The organism is Sphingomonas sp. UV9 (assembly GCF_004101245.1).
Lineage (GTDB): Bacteria > Pseudomonadota > Alphaproteobacteria > Sphingomonadales > Sphingomonadaceae > Sphingomonas.
Window position 1 is genome coordinate 243,258 of sequence record NZ_SCIN01000003.1, and the last position, 15,391, is coordinate 258,648.

A 15,391-nucleotide genomic window follows, 5' to 3' on the forward strand; every position below is an offset into this window, starting at 1 on the left:
CTCAGGCCGGGGGCACGGCGTCCCGGTCGAGCAGTCGATCGATCGACCAGCGTCCGCTGCCGACTATCAGCAGATACAGGCATCCGAGCAGCATGGTGAGATCCGCGCGGCTCTCGTGCTGTGCGCTCCAGAAGCCGTAGCGCTTGAAGTCGGGGAGATTGAACGGTCCAAGCTCATGCCCCAACAGGATCGGAAGCTTGGTCGTGATCAGTGCGGTCGTCAGCCCCGATGATTTCGCGATCGCCGCTGCCGGCTTCGTTCTGCTGACCGTCTGGATACTGCCGCCAATCGCCGTGGTTGCGCTCATGACAGCGCTCGCGGTTGCCCCGTCGATATAGCGTATCCCCGCCCGAGAAAATGCACCGGAACCGGCGTGGTCCTCACCTCAGGCGGCGTTGTCGATCCCCAGGTCGCTGAGCTTGCGGTACAAAGTCGAGCGGCCGATCCCGAGGCGGCGGGCGACTTCGGTCATGCGACCGCGATAGTGGCCGATCGCGAGGCGAATCACATCGGCCTCGATCTCCTCGAGCGCACGCAAATTGCCGTCGGGGCGGAACAGCGTGACCCCGCCGCCACCTGCGGCCACGGTCGCGGGGCCGCGCTGGCGATTGCCGAGGGCCGCGATCTGCGGGAAATCTTCTTCGGTGAGCGCGGCACCTTCGCACAGCACGGCCGCGCGGAAGAGCGCGTTCTGCAACTGGCGAACGTTGCCGGGCCAGTCGTAGTGCACCAGCAGCTTCAGCGCGGCGTCGGTGATCCCGAGCGGCCGCAGCCCCGGTTGCTCGGCGATCCGCGCGAGCAGGTGACGGGCCAGCGCGGGAATGTCGCCGGTACGCTCGCGTAACGGCGGGATCGTCACCTGCACCGCGTTCAGCCGGTAATACAGGTCTTCGCGAAACCGCCCCGCCTCGACCTCGTCGAGCAGCCGCTGGTTGGTCGCGGCGATCACCCGGACGTCGACGTCGCGCGAATGGCGCGCGCCGATCGGCTGGACCTCGCCGGTGTGGAGCAGGTGGAGCAGCTTGGCCTGCGCCTCCAGCGGCATCTCGCCGATCTCGTCGAGGAACAGCGTGCCGCCATCGGCATCGTGGAACCGGCCGACCTTGCGCTCGAAGGCGCCGGTGAACGCGCCCTCCTCGTGGCCGAACAGCTCCGATTCGATCAGGTTGGCGGGCATCGCCGCGCAATTGACGGTGATCATCGGCTTCTTGGCGCGCGGCGAGGCGGCGTGGATCGCCTCGGCGACGACCGCCTTGCCGACCCCGCTCTCGCCCTCGACCAGCACCGCGACACGGGCGCGTGCCGCCTTTGCCGCGATCGCCAGCGCGGCGCGGAAATCGGGTGAGGAACCGACGATCTCGTCGAACGCGAGCAGCGCGGGGATCTTTTCGGTCAGCGGGCGCAGTTCGCCCGCGGCGGTGCCGGCGACGGCCGCCTCCAGCGCGGCGAGCACGCGATCGGGGGCCAGCGGCTTGACCAGGAAATCCGTGGCACCGGCGCGCATCGCTGAGACGGCGTGCGCGACCGATCCATTGGCGGTGAGCATCAGGATCGGCAGCGCAGGGCGGCGCTCCCGGAGTTCGGCGATCAACGCGGTCGCATCGCCATCGGGGGCGGAATGATCGAGTAGGATCGCGTCGAGCTGCATCCCGTCCTGCGTGCCGAGCGTCGCGATCGCCATCTCGCCGTCGGTCGCGAACACCGCGCGCCAGCCGCCACGCGCGGCAAGCGCGGCGACCAGCCGGCGTTGTGCGGGCTCGTCGTCGATCAGCAATACTAGGCGCTGGCCGTTACGCGTCATGGCGAATCCTGTCCCGTTCCGGTACGTGCAATAGCGCAACCGAGTAAAGGGCGCCTTAAATGTCGCGCTTGGCGATCCCGGATGTGCGGGTTAAGGTCGGCCGCATAGAGGATGACACTCAAAGGATTGGGGCACGAACCATGGCCGGCAACGGGGACATGAAGGCGCATGTGGCGACCTATTCGAGCGTGACGGGGATGATGAAATGGGGCTCGGTCGGATGCGCGGTGGTCGTCGCGCTCGTGATCTGGTTGATTTCGTAACATCATGAAGATCGCCGTCCTGAAAGAGCAAGCGGACGGCGAGCGGCGGGTCGCCGCGACGCCGGAAACCGTGAAGAAGCTCATCGCGCTGGGAGCGGTGCTGGCGGTGGAAGCCGGGGCGGGCAAAACCGCGTCGATCGCCGATGCCGCCTATGCGGATGCGGGCGCGTCCGTTGCCGACCGTGCGGCAACGCTGGCGGGGGCGGATATCGTGCTCGGCGTGCAGGGGCCTGATCCTGCGACGCTCGTCGGCGTATCGTCGGGGGCGTGGGTGGTTGCCAGTTTCAATCCGTTCGGCGAGCGGGACCGGGTCGAGGCGTACGCGGCGGCCGGGTACGAAGCGCTGGCGATGGAATTCATGCCGCGCATCACGCGCGCGCAGTCGATGGACATTCTGTCGTCGCAGTCGAACCTGTCGGGCTACAAGGCGGTGCTCGACGCGGCAGCCGAATATGGTCGCGCATTTCCGATGATGATGACCGCGGCGGGGACGATCAGTGCGGCGAAGGCGTTCGTGATGGGCGTCGGCGTCGCCGGACTCCAGGCGATCGCGACCGCGCGGCGGCTGGGGGCTCAGGTGTCGGCCACCGACGTGCGCGCCGCAACCCGCGAGCAGATCCAGTCGCTCGGTGCGAAGCCGATCTTCGTCGAGAATGTCGCGGGAATCGAGGGCGAGGGGACCGGCGGTTATGCCGGCGAGATGTCGCCCGAATACCAGGCGGCGCAGGCCGAACTCGTGTCGGGCCATATCGCCAAGCAGGATATCGTGATCACCACGGCGCTGATCCCGGGACGTCCGGCCCCGCGGCTGATCTCGGCGGCGCAGGTCGCGAGCATGAAGCCGGGCTCGGTGATCGTCGATCTTGCCGTGGAGCAGGGCGGCAACGTCGAAGGCTCGGTCGCGGGCGAAGTGGTCGTGGTGAACGGCGTGAAGATCGTCGGCCACCGCAACGTACCGTCGCGGCTCGCCGCCGACGCCAGCGCGCTGTTCAGCCGCAACCTGTACAATTTCCTCAACGCCTTCTGGGACAAGGAGGCGGGCAAGCCTGTCCTCGACGCCGAGATCGGCGACGCGATCCGCCTGACGCAAGGCGGCAAGATCGTGAACCCGCGGCTGTTGTCATGATCCGGGGCGCGTGAGCCGTGGCGACCGTCTCCTCGAGGCCATGCGCGCGAACCCGCGGGACTGGCGTATTCAGGACGTCGTCGCGGCATGTGCAGCGTTTGGCATCGCTTGCAGTGCCCCGCGCAACGGCTCACATTACAAGGTGAAGCATGCAGGCCAGATCGAAATCCTGACGATCCCCGCGCATCGGCCGATCAAGCCGGTGTATATTCGCGATCTCGTCAGGTTCATCGATGCGGTGCGGAGGATGGAGTCATGAAACCTGAGGATTATGAAGTCGTGATCCGGCCGCTCCCGGCGTCGGACGGTGGCGGCTACCTCGCCACCGTGCCGGAATTGCCTGGCTGCAAATCCGATGGCGACACGCCTCAGGACGCGCTCGCGAACGCTTATGATGCAATCGCCTGCTGGATCGAAGCCGCCGAAGAACTGGGGCGCACCGTCCCCGCCGCGACACGCGCCGCAGCGTGATGGAATCGGGAACCGAATAATATGGACTTCATCGCGATCCTGTCGATCTTCGTGCTCGCGTGTTTCGTCGGGTATTTCGTCGTCTGGGCGGTGACGCCGGCGCTGCATACGCCGCTGATGGCGGTGACCAACGCGATCTCGAGCGTGATCATCGTCGGCGCGCTGATTGCCGCAGCCGCTGCCGGTATCGGCGCCGGGTCGGGCGTGGCGAAGGCGCTCGGGCTGCTCGCGGTGGTGCTGGCGAGCATCAACATCTTCGGCGGCTTCGCGGTCACGGCGCGGATGCTGGCGATGTACAAGAAGAAGGAGCGGCCGGTCGCACCTGCTGCGAGCAAGTGAGCGATACGGTACGTAAGGGGGACGCGCGATGCATGAACTGACGGTCAGCCCCTGGGCATCGCTCGCCTATCTGGTTGCGGGGGTGTGCTTCATCCTCGCGCTCCGCGGGCTGTCGAGCCCGGCGTCGAGCCAGCGTGGCAATCGCTTCGGCATCATCGGCATGACGATCGCGGTCGTGACGACGCTGGTGACGCATGTACCATTCGTACAGCACCTGCTCGTTTCGGACAGCGGACCTGCGATAGCCGTGCGTACGATCGATTGGATCACGGTCGTCGAAATTCTTGCCGCGATCGGCGTCGGCGCGGCGATCGGTCTCATCACCGCACGCCGCATCGCCATGACCGCGATGCCGCAGCTCGTCGCCGCCTTCCATTCGCTCGTCGGCCTTGCCGCGGTGCTGGTCGGCGTCGCCGCCTATCTCAACCCGCAGGCGTTCGGGATTTCCGATCTCGTCATCCCGCTCATCGGCCAGCCGTTCGCGGTCATCCACCCGGTCAGCCGGATCGAACTTGGGCTCGGCGTCGCGATCGGTGCGATCACCTTCTCCGGTTCGGTCATCGCCTTCCTGAAATTGAACGGCACCATGGGCGGCAAGCCGATCATGCTGCCCGGCCGCCACGTCATCAACATCGCGCTGCTCGCCGCCATCGTCGGCCTGATCGCGTATTTCGTCACCGATCAGAGCGCCTGGATCTTCTGGACGATCACGCTGCTGAGCTTCGTCATCGGCTTCCTGCTGATCGTCCCGATCGGCGGCGCGGACATGCCGGTGGTGGTCAGCATGCTCAATTCCTATTCGGGCTGGGCGGCGGCGGCGATGGGCTTCACGCTGCACAACAGCGCGATGATCATCACCGGCGCGCTGGTCGGCAGCTCGGGCGCGATCCTCAGCTACATCATGTGCCGGGCGATGAACCGCAGCTTCATCAGCGTGATCGCCGGCGGCTTCGGTCAGTCGTCCGATGCCGGCGGCCCCGCGGCGGCCAGCGATAGGCCGTGGAAGCGCGGCTCGGCCGAGGACGCCGCGTTCCTGATGAGCCAGGCCGAGCAGGTCGTCATCGTCCCGGGCTACGGCATGGCGGTCGCGCAGGCGCAGCACGTCCTGCGCGAGATGGGCGACAAGCTGAAGGCGGAGGGCGTCCGCGTGAAATACGCGATCCACCCCGTCGCAGGGCGCATGCCGGGGCACATGAACGTGCTGCTGGCTGAGGCCAACGTGCCATATGACGACGTGTTCGAGCTGGAGGACATCAACAGCGAGTTCGCGCAGACCGACGTCGCATTCGTGATCGGCGCGAACGACGTGACCAACCCGGCCGCCAAGACCGACAAGACCTCGCCGATCTACGGCATGCCCGTGCTCGACGTCGAAAAGGCCAAGACGGTGCTGTTCATCAAGCGATCGATGGGCGGCGTCGGCTATGCGGGGGTGGATAACGACCTGTTCTACCGCGACAATACGATGATGTTGCTCGCCGACGCCAAGAAGATGGTCGAGGATATCGTCAAGGCGCTCGACTAGGCACCCGATCACGTCATGCGCAGGAAGTTCCCAATTCCAACGAAACTCGATCCAGTTCGGGTGTAACTCCTGGCCTGACGCAGGATAGTCTCCGTATCACAACGGAGATCGTGATGACTCGACCGGATGGCCCGCCCGATGCGACAAACTACGATACCGGGATCGACGCGGTCCTCATTGCCGCGGCGGGTGCGCCGGACCGGCTTGCCGATGCGCTGATCGCGCTCCGCGGCCGGATCGTCGCGCGGCTCGACTGGCAGGCGGCGTTTGGCGATCATGCGACGCCGCAAGTGATCGTCGTCGAAGCCGCCGGGGTCGATCCCGCCCTGCTTGCCGAGCGCTTGCCCGTCATCGTCGATCAGGCGGCAGCGTTGCAGGCGAGGCTGGTGGTCGCCTTGGGGGTGGACGAGATCGACGTCGTCGCTGCAGCCACGCTCGGCGGCAGCACGCGGTTGCTGGTCGATCCCACCGTCGGTGATTGCGTCGCGGCGATCGTGGTCGCCGCCGAAGCCGCGCGCATCCCGGCGGGTGTGTTCGACATCAGCCGCGAGACCGATGGTATGCGGCTGGAACGGTTGAACACCGAAGTCGCGCGGATCGCCGAGGCGCTGGCGCGGTTGACGCGTGCGGAGATCGAGGAGGATGCCCCCGCCGCGCCGATCGTCGGGGATCGGACGAACCGCTACGGCGCGCCGCCGTCCCTGGTCGAGCCGAGCGCGGCTGATGTCCGCCGCGCCATCCGTGCGCGGCGTTTGCGCGACCAGTTCTTCGGCACCGCGCTGTTCGAGGATCCCGGCTGGGACATGCTGCTCGATCTCTACGCCGCCGAACTCGAGCGGGGGCGGGTGTCGGTGTCGAGCCTGTGCATCGCCGCCGCGGTCGCGCCGACCACCGCGCTGCGCTGGATCGCGCGGATGACCGACACCGGATTGTTCGAACGCCGCCCCGATATGCATGACCGCCGACGGGCGTTCATGGTGCTGTCCGACCGCGCGAGCGAGGCGATGCGGGGATACATCGTGGCCACCAGAGGCGCCGACCTGCGAATTCCATGATCGTGCAAACCCTTTGAGTATTACCGATCGCCGCCCATGCTCGTCCGAGAGGCAGAGCAACGCGCTCTACCGCCCAATCTTCGCCCCCTCCGTGAAGGAGGAAATCTTGCCGGAACCAATGATAAGATTCTATTGGATTCCTACGCTATAATAAAGTCATGAGCGTCGATGTGCGTGACGTCTGTCAACGAAATCCGAAAGTCGTCGGTGGAAAATTCACAGGTGTTGTCGCTGTCGATCCAAAGCGTATGAGCGCTCTGTACAAACGCCGCGTGGAGTCCCTGGCCGGCCGCGGACAACGCTGTCTGAGCGGCTGCAAGGCTTTCGAAGTTGCCGAGGAATGCAAACGGATCGACGGTCCTGTTTAACTGGATGTGATCCACGCCTGTGGCAAAATCGACGATCACATCGCCACCTTCATCAAAACCCGCATAGGCAAATACGTCGGCACCCAGCCCTCCGGTCAGGATATCGGCACCGCTTCCGCCGACAAGGCCATCGTTCCCTTGACCGCCAACGAGGACATCGTTGCCGCCGGCACCGTGCAGCGTAATAAAGCCGCCATGATCGTCCGCGCTGCCGCCTTTTAAGTCGCAAAATCGCGCTGGAATCGATCCGAACTGTGGCGTTTTGCGATCACGCTCTCCCATCAGGCCATGAGGGTCCCCCGGTTTCTCATCCAACCTGAGGGTCAGTTTCCGGCGGTCATGCCACTAGATCCCCGAGAAAGAACGCTCGTGAAGCTCGCCGTCGACGTCGCTCGTGAGGCGATGGAAGCGGCTGGCACCGTGCGCGGGGATACCCCAGCCGTTCGGTTGGCCTTGCGCGTACTACTGCCGCACTGCCCTGAACGCCCATTAGCGGACGTTGGGGATGGCGATCCGGGCTCCCGAAACCGGCAATTCGTTAAGCACGATTTTTCCCGTTTCTCCGTCTCCAACAGCCCATTTCGGGAAAGAGCAATTGGGAACAGATTTTGGGAAAGGGGGTGTCCCGGACAACTGCCGGCGCGAACGCCCGGGCTACTGTCCCGCTATGGGTTCCTTTTCGGGAAGAAGCTCAAGCGTTAAAGCGTCACCATGAAGATCATATCCGCCATGCTGTTGGTGTCGGTTGAAGCCGGCGCAGGCCCCGACATCGCAAGCACGGCCAAGTAAGAGAGAAGTAATGACAGACGCCGCAAACGTTATTGCCGTGGACCATACAGGCTTCGCCGTATCGTCTTTAGACGAAGCCGTTCGCTTCTGGACGGAAGCGCTCGGTTTCACACTTGAGCGGCAATCGGAGATGGGGGGCGATTTCCTGCATCAGGTGACCGGTGTCGATAATCCTAATGTCAAAACGGCGATCGTCAGGGCACCGGACGGCTATGTGGTCGAACTGTTGCAATATTCAAAAGGGCGGCAGAACGGTGCGGTGCCCAACAGCGCGGGGGCGATCGGTGCGGCCCACCTGGCTCTGGCCGTAAACGATATCCATGCCGCTATTGCCCGCGTCGAGGCAGCAGGATGGAAGGCGAAGGGTAGTCCGTTGCCGATCGCGGGTGGGCCAAGAAAGGGAACGTTGGTGGCCTACGTTTCAGGCCCCGATCATATCACAATAGAGCTTATGCAGCCGTCAGCCCGTTAATGGGCCGGCAGACGTTTTCCCGCTTCACCATCCTAATCGGGAAGGGGCGGCTGCGTCAGGGACGCCCGCTAATGCCGTCCGCGTTCCCGATAGCGGACAGTCCGCTAATTTCTCCATTCCGGTCGTTCAGCGACAGTTCGCGCGCTCTGACGCTCTGGCGCTTGGTCGGAAAGGGGGCAAATTTGGGTCGCGACTAGGTCGGGACTCTCAGCTCCGCCTGTGTCCCTTCTGTTCTGCTCAGGTCTGCGAAACCGTCTCTTGCACTCACCAAAAACGGCGGTATTACGCGGTTATCCCCAGAGGGGGCGATTAGCTCAGTTGGTAGAGCGTCTCGTTTACACCGAGAATGTCGGCGGTTCGAGCCCGTCATCGCCCACCATTCCCTCATGTCGTCATCTGACAGTGAAGGTCAAAGGGCTTCAAAATGCCCAGAACTGCGCCATTACGGCTTTTCATGCGCAATCATTCCACTCCGTCCCAGCACGACGTTAGTAGGGGGGTGTTCGGGTATACCGATCGTACGAATGGGGTATGCCGTTTCGAAGCGAAAATTGCGCCCATTCGAGCCGCTGATCGATAAGCGGGTGGGTTAAGAAGGACGCTGGTCGTTAGGAGGGCTCCATATATCTGGATCCGGTTCGTAGGCGGGTTACTTACCCTGTCCGACCCGGTGCCCGACGTTCCAAAGCCCGCGCCTCCCCGCCAGATGCGGCCGGTGCGGCGGCAGGTGTACGATCCCCACGCATTAGGTCCTGACGATCCCCGTCATGTTGGCGGTATCTGTCCAAACTGCCATCGCGGAGCACATTACGGCGCAGACCGCAGTGCATTCAACGTCGCCGTACGGTTGAGCGGCAACACCGCTGAAGCCAGTCAGAACGCACGCACGGCGTGATACGTGACGTTCTTTCCTGATGAATGGAAGACTTTGGATAGCCCGACCTCGGGGAAGCGGGCTCGGAGAATTCTGTAGGCGAGTTTCGCGACTGCGACTTTCCCATAGATCAAGCGTGTCAATGATCATGCGGCGAGCCTGATGTCGGCCTCGATCACAATCACGCTTCGATGAAGCCCTGCGCCCTGGCCCGTGGGTCGATCGCAATTGGCCAACGCTTCCGCCTCGGGGAAATTGCCTGGCGAATAGCGCGCTAGCAGCGAACCGTATCGGGCGCAGCGGCTCTGCTTGCTCGGGCTGGTGTCGCGCCGGGGTCGATATCGCGTGCGACACCCACCTTCCGACATAGCCCGGCGAACGGCGTGTCCGCCCAAGTCGATCGGAAACTCTCCTTCAGTGGCTGGCCGCGCCCCACAAGGGCTCGCCATAGCTCGTCAAACGGCTCGCGGTTCTTAGTCGGGGCGATCGAGTAGAGGTAGGCCAGCGCGAGCCGGACATCAGGCGGTCAACCCCATGGCCCTTTCTTGGTGACGGGAACCGAGGGGCGCCCGTAGCGCTCCTCGGGTTCGTCAATGTCAGGGACCGTGATGTCTCCATACTCTCGCGTGTCGTAGAGGCGGCGCAGTATCATCGCGAGGTCGCGCTCCGTAAGGCCGGAAGCACGGTCGATGACCTGCCCCTCTGGCATCGGCTCGACCCAAGCCGCCAAACGGTTGCACGCCGCGCCAAGTTCTGGGTCTGCGGAATCATCGAAGTCAGCCATGGCGGCACCCTACGGCTTCCGTTTCGCTCTGCAAGGTCAGAGATCGTGGTGAGGAGGGAAGTACCATGGCTGTGATCGCCAAAGCGGCATTGCAAGGGGAATGGTCGGTCATCGCCCACCATTCCCGTAACCGATCGCTAGAGGTCGCGGACGAGCCGTGTGGCAACGGCTATCCAAGCGGGGTTTTCGGTCGCCTGGGGCTGTGTGCCCGTGCCCGGTGGCAATAGCGTCACCTTGGCTTCGCATCCGATCAGTCGTCCGAAGGCGAACTGTCCCGCCGGTTGCGGGACGAGCACGTCGCGGTTGAGCGCGGTTGCGAAGCGCTCCGGCGCCAGCATCGCGCACCAGATCACGTCGCCTGCGCGGTAGTCGCCGATTCCGCCCCCCACGGTCACCGCGATCTGTCCGGGTGCGACCTGCGGTGGAGGAACGGTCGTCGTCCGGCGCGGCGCGTGGACGCCGCGGCCGTCGAGGATCGCGGTGACGGGCAGGTCGGTCCGGTCGGGCAAGGTCACCAGATCGGCCGCCTCGACGCCCAGCGCCGCAGCGATCCGGTTGAGCCAGCCGACCGACACGGTGCGCGTGCCCGTTTCGAGCCGGCCGATCGTCTGCGCGGTCGTCGGTGGCGTGCAGCGCCGCGCGACATCCTCCAGCGTCAAGCCCTTGGCGCGGCGGACTTCGCGAATGGCGGTGATCATCGAAACGCTCCAAACCAGATGGGTTATTCCTCTGTCCTACAACCGTGTCGATATGGCAACCGGTGCAAATGACGTGGAGCGGCAACGGGAGACGACGGATGCGCGAACTGGTGGAGCGATCGATCGATTCGGAAGGGGTTCCCCAGCTGGCGGGGGCGCGGCGCGGACGGATGGTGACGGTCAATCTCGCCGAATCGCCGCTCGGGTGGCTGCGGTCGCGTGGACTGGTCGATGCGCGGCAATTTGCGGCGGGAGAGCGGTTGCGCGCCGATTACGAGCGGGCGTCGATCGCGCCGAGCGTGACGATGCGCTGGGCGGAACGTGTCGACGGGGGCGGCCATGACGGGCTCGATCCGACATCGGCGCAGATCGCGGCAAAGCGACGGTTCGACACCGCGATCGCGGCGGCGGGGCCGGGGTTGGCGGATATCCTGTGGCGCGTGGTCTGCGCGGGAGAGGGGCTCCCTGCGGCGGAAAAGGCGCTGCAATGGCCCGCGCGGGCAGGACGACTGGTCCTGACGCTCGCGCTCGATCGCTTGGCCGCGCATTACGGGATTGGTTAGGGGCTGCGAACCCGGTCGCATACATCCGTGAAGCCACGCACTCTTTTCGATCCTCCCCCTGGCGGGGGGGGGTGGCGCCAGAGGCGACGGAGGGGGAGGATACGCAACAGAGGTATTCATTACCTCCCCCTCCGTCTGGCAAGAGCCAGCCACCTCCCCCTGGCGGGGGAGGATCGAAGGGCGATCCGGGCGGCGAGCTCTGCGCGGTCGAGGTAGCGTGCAGGCCGCACGCCTTCCCAGCGTGTCAGCCTAAACCAGCGCAATCGCGACCCCGACCCGCACTCGCTTTGCCGGCCCCGCGGCACTAAGTGGCAGCCATGCGCTTCGACCTCATCAAATGCCACGGCTCCGGCAACGACTTCCCCCTGATCGACGCGCGTGCGTCGACGCTCGACGATGCCGCTTGGGCTGCGGTCGCGCGTGCGCTCGCGGACCGCGACGGGCCGGTTGGTGGCGATGGCCTGCTGTTGCTCAGCGCCGGCGACGAGACCCACGCATTCGGCATGCGGATGTTCAATTCGGACGGCAGCGAGTCCGAGACGTGCCTCAACGGCCTGCGGTGCGTGGCACGCGCCGGGTTCGCGGCGACCGGCGTGGAGACCGCAACGGCGTTGCTCAAGACCAGCGATGCGGTCGTCGTGCACGATGCCGATATCGCGCCGGGCGTGTTCACGGTGCGCGAGATCGCGGGGCCGGCGTCGCTCGACGTCAAAGCCTGGCCGATGGAGGCGGGTGCGGATCGCGTCGTCGACCAGCCGATCGCCGGCTTGCCCACGGCCCGCGCCTTCACCGCCGTGGCCATGCCCAATCCCCATCTCGTGACGTTCGTGGACGCGATCGACGAAGCCGAGCTCGTCCGCGTCGGCGCGGTATGCGAGGCCGCGCCCGACTGGCTGCCCAACCGCGCCAATGTCAGCTTCGTCGAGGTCCGCGGTGCGGATCTGTTCGTCCGCACCTTCGAGCGCGGGGTCGGGCTGACCGACAGTTGCGGCAGCGCGATGGCCGCATCGACCTATGCCGCGTGCCTGACCGGACGGATCGCGTACGACACGCCGACGACCGTCTTCAACAAGGGCGGGCTCGTCCGCGCCGAGGCGAGCGAGGCGGCGATGGTCACGCTGTCGGGCAATGCGACGTTCGAATGGAGCGGATCGATCGAGGTCGATCTCGCGACGGCGACGGCAACCGACCTGACCATCACGACGCGGCATGACGATGAGATCGCGGCTTGGGACAGGCTTCTGGCAACGATCTGAAACGCGGCTGCATCATTATTCCGATCCGGCCGTATCTTCTAGCAGTTGCGCCGGACGAACGGCGCCGTGAAGGAGAGCCTGCCATGAATCCCATTTTTCGTACCGCGATCGTCGCCGCCGCCATTGCCGTCAGCGGTAGCGCGATCGTCGCCGCCCAGACCAATCCAATGGTCGGTGGCGCCGCAATGTATCCGACCAAGACCATCGTCGAGAACGCCGTCAATTCGAAGGATCACACGACGCTGGTCGCCGCGGTGAAGGCTGCCGGCCTCGTCGAGACGCTGTCGGGCCCCGGCCCGTTCACGGTGTTCGCACCGACCAACGCCGCGTTCAAGAAGCTGCCGGCCGGCACCGTCGACACGCTGCTCAAGCCCGAGAACAAGGCGCAGCTGTCCGCCGTGCTGACCTACCACGTCGTCCCCGGCACGATCACCGCCGCCGACATCGCCGCCAAGGCGAAGGCGAACGGCGGCACCGCGACCTACACCACCGTGCAGGGCGAGCCGCTGATGTTCAAGAAGGCCGGCAGCGGCTGGGGCATCATGGACGGCAAGGGCCACAAGGGTCGCGTCACGATCGCCAACGTCATGCAGTCGAACGGCGTGATCCACGTCATCGACACGGTGATGCTGCCGTAAATCCGGTATCCCGCGACAGCATAGCCGTCTCGTCCTCCCCCGCGAGGCGGCCATCGTCGGGCTCGTTGCCGAAAGGTGACGGGCCCGATTGCGTTTCAGCAGGCCGTGTCGGCTCGGCAGAGGCGTCTTGACCTCCGTCATCCTGACTTTCGTCAGGATGACCGTAGAAGTCAGCCGATCAGCAGGCCAGCGAGCGCGGCCGACATCAGGTTCGCGAGGCTCCCCGCGGCGAGCGCACGCAGGCCGAGCTTGGCGATCATCGGTCGCTGGTTCGGCGCGAGGCTGCCGGTCACCGCCATCTGGATCGCGATCGACGAGAAGTTCGCGAAACCGCACAGCGAGAAGGTGATGACCGCGATCGTCCGCGGGCTGAGGCCCTGCTGCGTGCCGAGCGAGATGTACGCGACGAATTCGTTCAGCACGATCTTCTGTCCGAACAGTCCGCCGGCGATCCCCGCCTCGCTCCACGGCACGTTCAGCAGGAACATGATCGGCGCGAAGACATAGCCGAGCAGCCCCTGGAAGCTCAGCCCCGGCAGCCCGATCATGTTGCCGAGCCCGCCGAGCAGGCCGTTCGCAAGCGCCACCAGCGCGACGAACGCCAGCACCATCGCGCCGACCGCCACCGCAAGACGCACGCCGGTCTGCGCGCCCTGGGCTGCCGCCATGATCAGATTGGCCGGCTTTTCCTCGTCGTGCGTGGCTTGCGGCATCGGCTCGCCCGCAGACGATTCGCCCGGCAGGTCGCCGAGCGCGAGTTCGCCCTCGGGCGGCGTGATGCGGTCGGGCATGATGATCTTGGCCATCAGGATGCCGCCCGGCGCGGCCATGAAGCTGGCGGCCAGCAGATAATCGATCCGGATCCCCATCGAGGCGTAGGCGGCCAGGATCGTCCCCGCGACGCCGGCCATGCCGCTGGTCATCACGGTGAACAGCTGTGCCGGGGTAAGGCCAGCCAGATACGGCCGGATGACGAGCGGGGATTCGCTCTGCCCGACGAAGATGTTGGCCGCCGCGCACAGCGATTCGACCTTCGAGACGCCGATGACCTTCTCGATCCCGCCGCCGACCCAGCGCACCACCAACTGCATGATACCGAGATAATAGAGGATCGAGACGAGGCTGGCGAAGAAGATGATCACCGGCAGCGCGGCGATCGCGAAGCTCTGGCCGCCGATCTCTGGCGTCGCCATCTTGCCGAACAGGAACTCGGTGCCCTTTTGCGAATAGCCGAGCAGGTTGGCGACGCCGCCGGACATCTCGCCGAGCACGACCTTGCCGAAGCTCGAATACAGCACGAGGACGGCGATCCCGGCCTGCAACGCGAACGCGGCGCCGACGATGCGCAGGCGGATCGCGCGGCGGTCGCTCGACAGCAGCACGGCGATGCCCAGAATGACGGCGATGCCTGCAAGGCCGATGACTAGTCTTTCCATGGACGCCCTGCATTTTTGACTGACACGCGCCGCCCCCCGGCCGCGCAAGCTGCCGACATGACACGGGTGCGCGGCGCTCGCCAGTCATTTGAGGGCTAGTCATTTGACGGCGCGGCGGTTTGCGCTAGCGTCCCGGGCGATGGACAAGCCTATTCCCGCGTTCCCGCGTTCGCTCTTCGTTTTCTCGGTCCTGTACGGCGGCATGGTGTGCATCGCCGGCGTGCTGGGGGTGAAACAGGTCGCGCTCGGGCCGCTCGCGGTGGAGGCGGGGATCTTCGGCTTCCTCCTGCTGGTGGTGCTGAGCAGCGCCATTTCCGAGCTGCACGGCCAGAAGACCGCGACGTTCCTGGTGCGCCTCGGCTTCATCCCGCTGCTGGTGTCGGCGGCGCTGATCCACCTGGTGCTGGCGCTGCCGCACGATCCGGGCATGTACCCGCCCGCGATCGACGCGTTCCCGATCGTGGTCGGCCAAAGCTCGCGGATGATGATCGCCGGGCTGATCTCCTACGGAATCTCGCAGACGCTCAACGTGCTGATCTTCTCGAAGCTGTCGGGTCAGGTCGGCAGCGGCGAGGGCAAGCTGGTGTGGCTCCGCGGCATGATCGCGAGCATTATCTCGCAGATCATCGACACGATCCTGTTCATCACCATCTCGTTCCTCGGCGAGCGCCCGATCCTCGCGTTGATGGAAGGGCAGATGCTCACCAAGGTCGTCCTGTCGATCGTGCTGGTGCCGTTCATGATCACCTTCTTCGTGCGACTGGGCCGGCGGCTGGACCGGGTTTGAACCGTCTCGACACGTAAGGCCTTTCGTCCCCACCTTATGCCCGTCACCCCAGCGAAAGCTGGGGTATCCCCGTTGGCAGGCGCCCGGCTTGAACCGGGAGATCCCAGCTTTCGCTGGGATGACGGGGAAGGGGGCCGGGATGACGG

The 15,391-nt window shown here is 65.4% G+C and carries 18 protein-coding genes and 1 tRNA gene; 13 read left to right on the forward strand and 6 right to left on the reverse strand.

Annotation, left to right across the window (positions count from 1 at the left end; translation table 11 throughout):
- Position 1: 1 nt before the first annotated feature.
- Together EQZ23_RS19855 and EQZ23_RS13475 are read right to left on the reverse strand one after the other, a co-directional pair.
- Positions 2-307: a hypothetical protein gene (locus EQZ23_RS19855; protein ID WP_164913454.1), complete on the reverse strand. Its 306-nt coding sequence runs from the start codon at positions 305-307 to the stop codon at positions 2-4.
- Positions 308-385: 78 nt separating this feature from the next.
- Entirely contained in the window at positions 386-1,801 is a 1,416-nt protein-coding gene (locus tag EQZ23_RS13475; RefSeq protein ID WP_128454961.1) for a sigma-54 dependent transcriptional regulator, read from the reverse strand.
- Positions 1,802-1,941: 140 nt separating this feature from the next.
- Between EQZ23_RS13475 and EQZ23_RS13480 the strand changes: the two genes are divergently transcribed.
- From EQZ23_RS13480 to EQZ23_RS13510, 7 genes are all read left to right on the forward strand, one after another.
- The gene (locus EQZ23_RS13480; protein WP_128454962.1) at positions 1,942-2,064 is read left to right on the forward strand and encodes an aa3-type cytochrome c oxidase subunit IV; all 123 of its coding nucleotides are present in this window, start codon (positions 1,942-1,944) and stop codon (positions 2,062-2,064) included.
- 4 nt (positions 2,065-2,068) lie between these two features.
- Entirely contained in the window at positions 2,069-3,190 is a 1,122-nt protein-coding gene (locus EQZ23_RS13485) for an NAD(P) transhydrogenase subunit alpha (RefSeq protein ID WP_128454963.1), read from the forward strand.
- Positions 3,191-3,200: 10 nt separating this feature from the next.
- Entirely contained in the window at positions 3,201-3,449 is a 249-nt protein-coding gene (locus EQZ23_RS13490; protein WP_128454964.1) for a type II toxin-antitoxin system HicA family toxin, read from the forward strand.
- Complete coding sequence (locus EQZ23_RS13495) at positions 3,446-3,661, forward strand: type II toxin-antitoxin system HicB family antitoxin (protein WP_128454965.1); 216 nt, start codon at positions 3,446-3,448, stop codon at positions 3,659-3,661. The genes EQZ23_RS13490 and EQZ23_RS13495 overlap by 4 nt, the downstream gene beginning before the upstream one ends.
- A 21-nt stretch (positions 3,662-3,682) precedes the next feature.
- Entirely contained in the window at positions 3,683-4,000 is a 318-nt protein-coding gene (locus tag EQZ23_RS13500) for an NAD(P) transhydrogenase subunit alpha (protein WP_056064542.1), read from the forward strand.
- A gap of 28 nt (positions 4,001-4,028) precedes the next feature.
- The gene (locus tag EQZ23_RS13505; protein WP_128454966.1) at positions 4,029-5,525 is read left to right on the forward strand and encodes an NAD(P)(+) transhydrogenase (Re/Si-specific) subunit beta; all 1,497 of its coding nucleotides are present in this window, start codon (positions 4,029-4,031) and stop codon (positions 5,523-5,525) included.
- Between the two features lie 113 nt (positions 5,526-5,638).
- Positions 5,639-6,580 (forward strand): MarR family winged helix-turn-helix transcriptional regulator, encoded by a 942-nt coding sequence (locus tag EQZ23_RS13510; protein WP_128454967.1) that lies wholly within the window; start codon positions 5,639-5,641, stop codon positions 6,578-6,580.
- A 140-nt stretch (positions 6,581-6,720) separates the two neighbouring features.
- On the opposite strand, the gene EQZ23_RS20480 is transcribed toward EQZ23_RS13510, so the two are convergent.
- Positions 6,721-7,230, reverse strand: coding sequence for a M10 family metallopeptidase C-terminal domain-containing protein (locus EQZ23_RS20480; protein ID WP_128454968.1), 510 nt, complete (start codon positions 7,228-7,230; stop codon positions 6,721-6,723).
- Between the two features lie 517 nt (positions 7,231-7,747).
- Here EQZ23_RS20480 and EQZ23_RS13520 point away from each other — a divergent pair.
- Both EQZ23_RS13520 and EQZ23_RS13525 read left to right on the forward strand, forming a co-directional pair.
- Entirely contained in the window at positions 7,748-8,209 is a 462-nt protein-coding gene (locus EQZ23_RS13520) for a VOC family protein (protein WP_128454969.1), read from the forward strand.
- A 303-nt stretch (positions 8,210-8,512) separates the two neighbouring features.
- A tRNA-Val gene (locus tag EQZ23_RS13525) sits at positions 8,513-8,588 on the forward strand.
- A gap of 1,021 nt (positions 8,589-9,609) precedes the next feature.
- Here the strand turns inward: EQZ23_RS13525 and EQZ23_RS13530 are convergent.
- Positions 9,610-9,867 (reverse strand): hypothetical protein, encoded by a 258-nt coding sequence (locus EQZ23_RS13530; RefSeq protein ID WP_128454970.1) that lies wholly within the window; start codon positions 9,865-9,867, stop codon positions 9,610-9,612.
- Positions 9,868-10,004: 137 nt separating this feature from the next.
- Positions 10,005-10,565, reverse strand: coding sequence for a helix-turn-helix transcriptional regulator (locus EQZ23_RS13535; RefSeq protein WP_128454971.1), 561 nt, complete (start codon positions 10,563-10,565; stop codon positions 10,005-10,007).
- 98 nt (positions 10,566-10,663) lie between these two features.
- Between EQZ23_RS13535 and EQZ23_RS13540 the strand changes: the two genes are divergently transcribed.
- The 3 genes from EQZ23_RS13540 (at position 10,664) to EQZ23_RS13550 (ending at position 13,022) form a co-directional block, all read left to right on the forward strand.
- On the forward strand, positions 10,664-11,128 hold the full coding sequence (locus tag EQZ23_RS13540; protein ID WP_128454972.1) for a DUF6456 domain-containing protein: 465 nt from the start codon (positions 10,664-10,666) through the stop codon (positions 11,126-11,128).
- A 317-nt stretch (positions 11,129-11,445) separates the two neighbouring features.
- Positions 11,446-12,384, forward strand: a complete 939-nt coding sequence (gene dapF, locus EQZ23_RS13545) for a diaminopimelate epimerase (protein WP_128454973.1) — start codon at positions 11,446-11,448, stop codon at positions 12,382-12,384.
- 83 nt (positions 12,385-12,467) lie between these two features.
- The gene (locus EQZ23_RS13550) at positions 12,468-13,022 is read left to right on the forward strand and encodes a fasciclin domain-containing protein (protein ID WP_128454974.1); all 555 of its coding nucleotides are present in this window, start codon (positions 12,468-12,470) and stop codon (positions 13,020-13,022) included.
- Positions 13,023-13,192: 170 nt separating this feature from the next.
- Here the strand turns inward: EQZ23_RS13550 and EQZ23_RS13555 are convergent, their stop codons facing one another.
- On the reverse strand, positions 13,193-14,458 hold the full coding sequence (locus EQZ23_RS13555; protein WP_128454975.1) for a nucleoside transporter C-terminal domain-containing protein: 1,266 nt from the start codon (positions 14,456-14,458) through the stop codon (positions 13,193-13,195).
- 139 nt (positions 14,459-14,597) lie between these two features.
- On the opposite strand from EQZ23_RS13555, the gene EQZ23_RS13560 reads away from it, so the two are divergent.
- Positions 14,598-15,245 carry a queuosine precursor transporter gene (locus EQZ23_RS13560; protein WP_128454976.1) on the forward strand — a complete coding sequence of 216 codons (648 nt, stop codon included), beginning with the start codon at positions 14,598-14,600 and terminating at the stop codon, positions 15,243-15,245.
- Positions 15,246-15,391 lie beyond the last annotated feature (146 nt).

What these genes read in the sequence shown, in the direction of transcription:
- EQZ23_RS13505 (WP_128454966.1), top strand. Translation starts at nt 4,029, where the DNA reads ATGCATGAACTGACGGTCAGCCCCTGGGCATCGCTCGCCTATCTGGTT.
- EQZ23_RS13540 (WP_128454972.1), top strand. Translation starts at nt 10,664, where the DNA reads ATGCGCGAACTGGTGGAGCGATCGATCGATTCGGAAGGGGTTCCCCAG.
- EQZ23_RS20480 (WP_128454968.1), bottom strand. Translation starts at nt 7,230, where the DNA reads ATGGGAGAGCGTGATCGCAAAACGCCACAGTTCGGATCGATTCCAGCG.
- EQZ23_RS13535 (WP_128454971.1), bottom strand. Translation starts at nt 10,565, where the DNA reads ATGATCACCGCCATTCGCGAAGTCCGCCGCGCCAAGGGCTTGACGCTG.
- EQZ23_RS13550 (WP_128454974.1), top strand. Translation starts at nt 12,468, where the DNA reads ATGAATCCCATTTTTCGTACCGCGATCGTCGCCGCCGCCATTGCCGTC.
- EQZ23_RS13510 (WP_128454967.1), top strand. Translation starts at nt 5,639, where the DNA reads ATGACTCGACCGGATGGCCCGCCCGATGCGACAAACTACGATACCGGG.
- EQZ23_RS13485 (WP_128454963.1), top strand. Translation starts at nt 2,069, where the DNA reads ATGAAGATCGCCGTCCTGAAAGAGCAAGCGGACGGCGAGCGGCGGGTC.
- EQZ23_RS13500 (WP_056064542.1), top strand. Translation starts at nt 3,683, where the DNA reads ATGGACTTCATCGCGATCCTGTCGATCTTCGTGCTCGCGTGTTTCGTC.
- EQZ23_RS13555 (WP_128454975.1), bottom strand. Translation starts at nt 14,458, where the DNA reads ATGGAAAGACTAGTCATCGGCCTTGCAGGCATCGCCGTCATTCTGGGC.
- EQZ23_RS13560 (WP_128454976.1), top strand. Translation starts at nt 14,598, where the DNA reads ATGGACAAGCCTATTCCCGCGTTCCCGCGTTCGCTCTTCGTTTTCTCG.
- EQZ23_RS19855 (WP_164913454.1), bottom strand. Translation starts at nt 307, where the DNA reads ATGAGCGCAACCACGGCGATTGGCGGCAGTATCCAGACGGTCAGCAGA.
- dapF (WP_128454973.1), top strand. Translation starts at nt 11,446, where the DNA reads ATGCGCTTCGACCTCATCAAATGCCACGGCTCCGGCAACGACTTCCCC.
- EQZ23_RS13495 (WP_128454965.1), top strand. Translation starts at nt 3,446, where the DNA reads ATGAAACCTGAGGATTATGAAGTCGTGATCCGGCCGCTCCCGGCGTCG.
- EQZ23_RS13480 (WP_128454962.1), top strand. Translation starts at nt 1,942, where the DNA reads ATGGCCGGCAACGGGGACATGAAGGCGCATGTGGCGACCTATTCGAGC.
- EQZ23_RS13475 (WP_128454961.1), bottom strand. Translation starts at nt 1,801, where the DNA reads ATGACGCGTAACGGCCAGCGCCTAGTATTGCTGATCGACGACGAGCCC.
- EQZ23_RS13530 (WP_128454970.1), bottom strand. Translation starts at nt 9,867, where the DNA reads ATGGCTGACTTCGATGATTCCGCAGACCCAGAACTTGGCGCGGCGTGC.
- EQZ23_RS13520 (WP_128454969.1), top strand. Translation starts at nt 7,748, where the DNA reads ATGACAGACGCCGCAAACGTTATTGCCGTGGACCATACAGGCTTCGCC.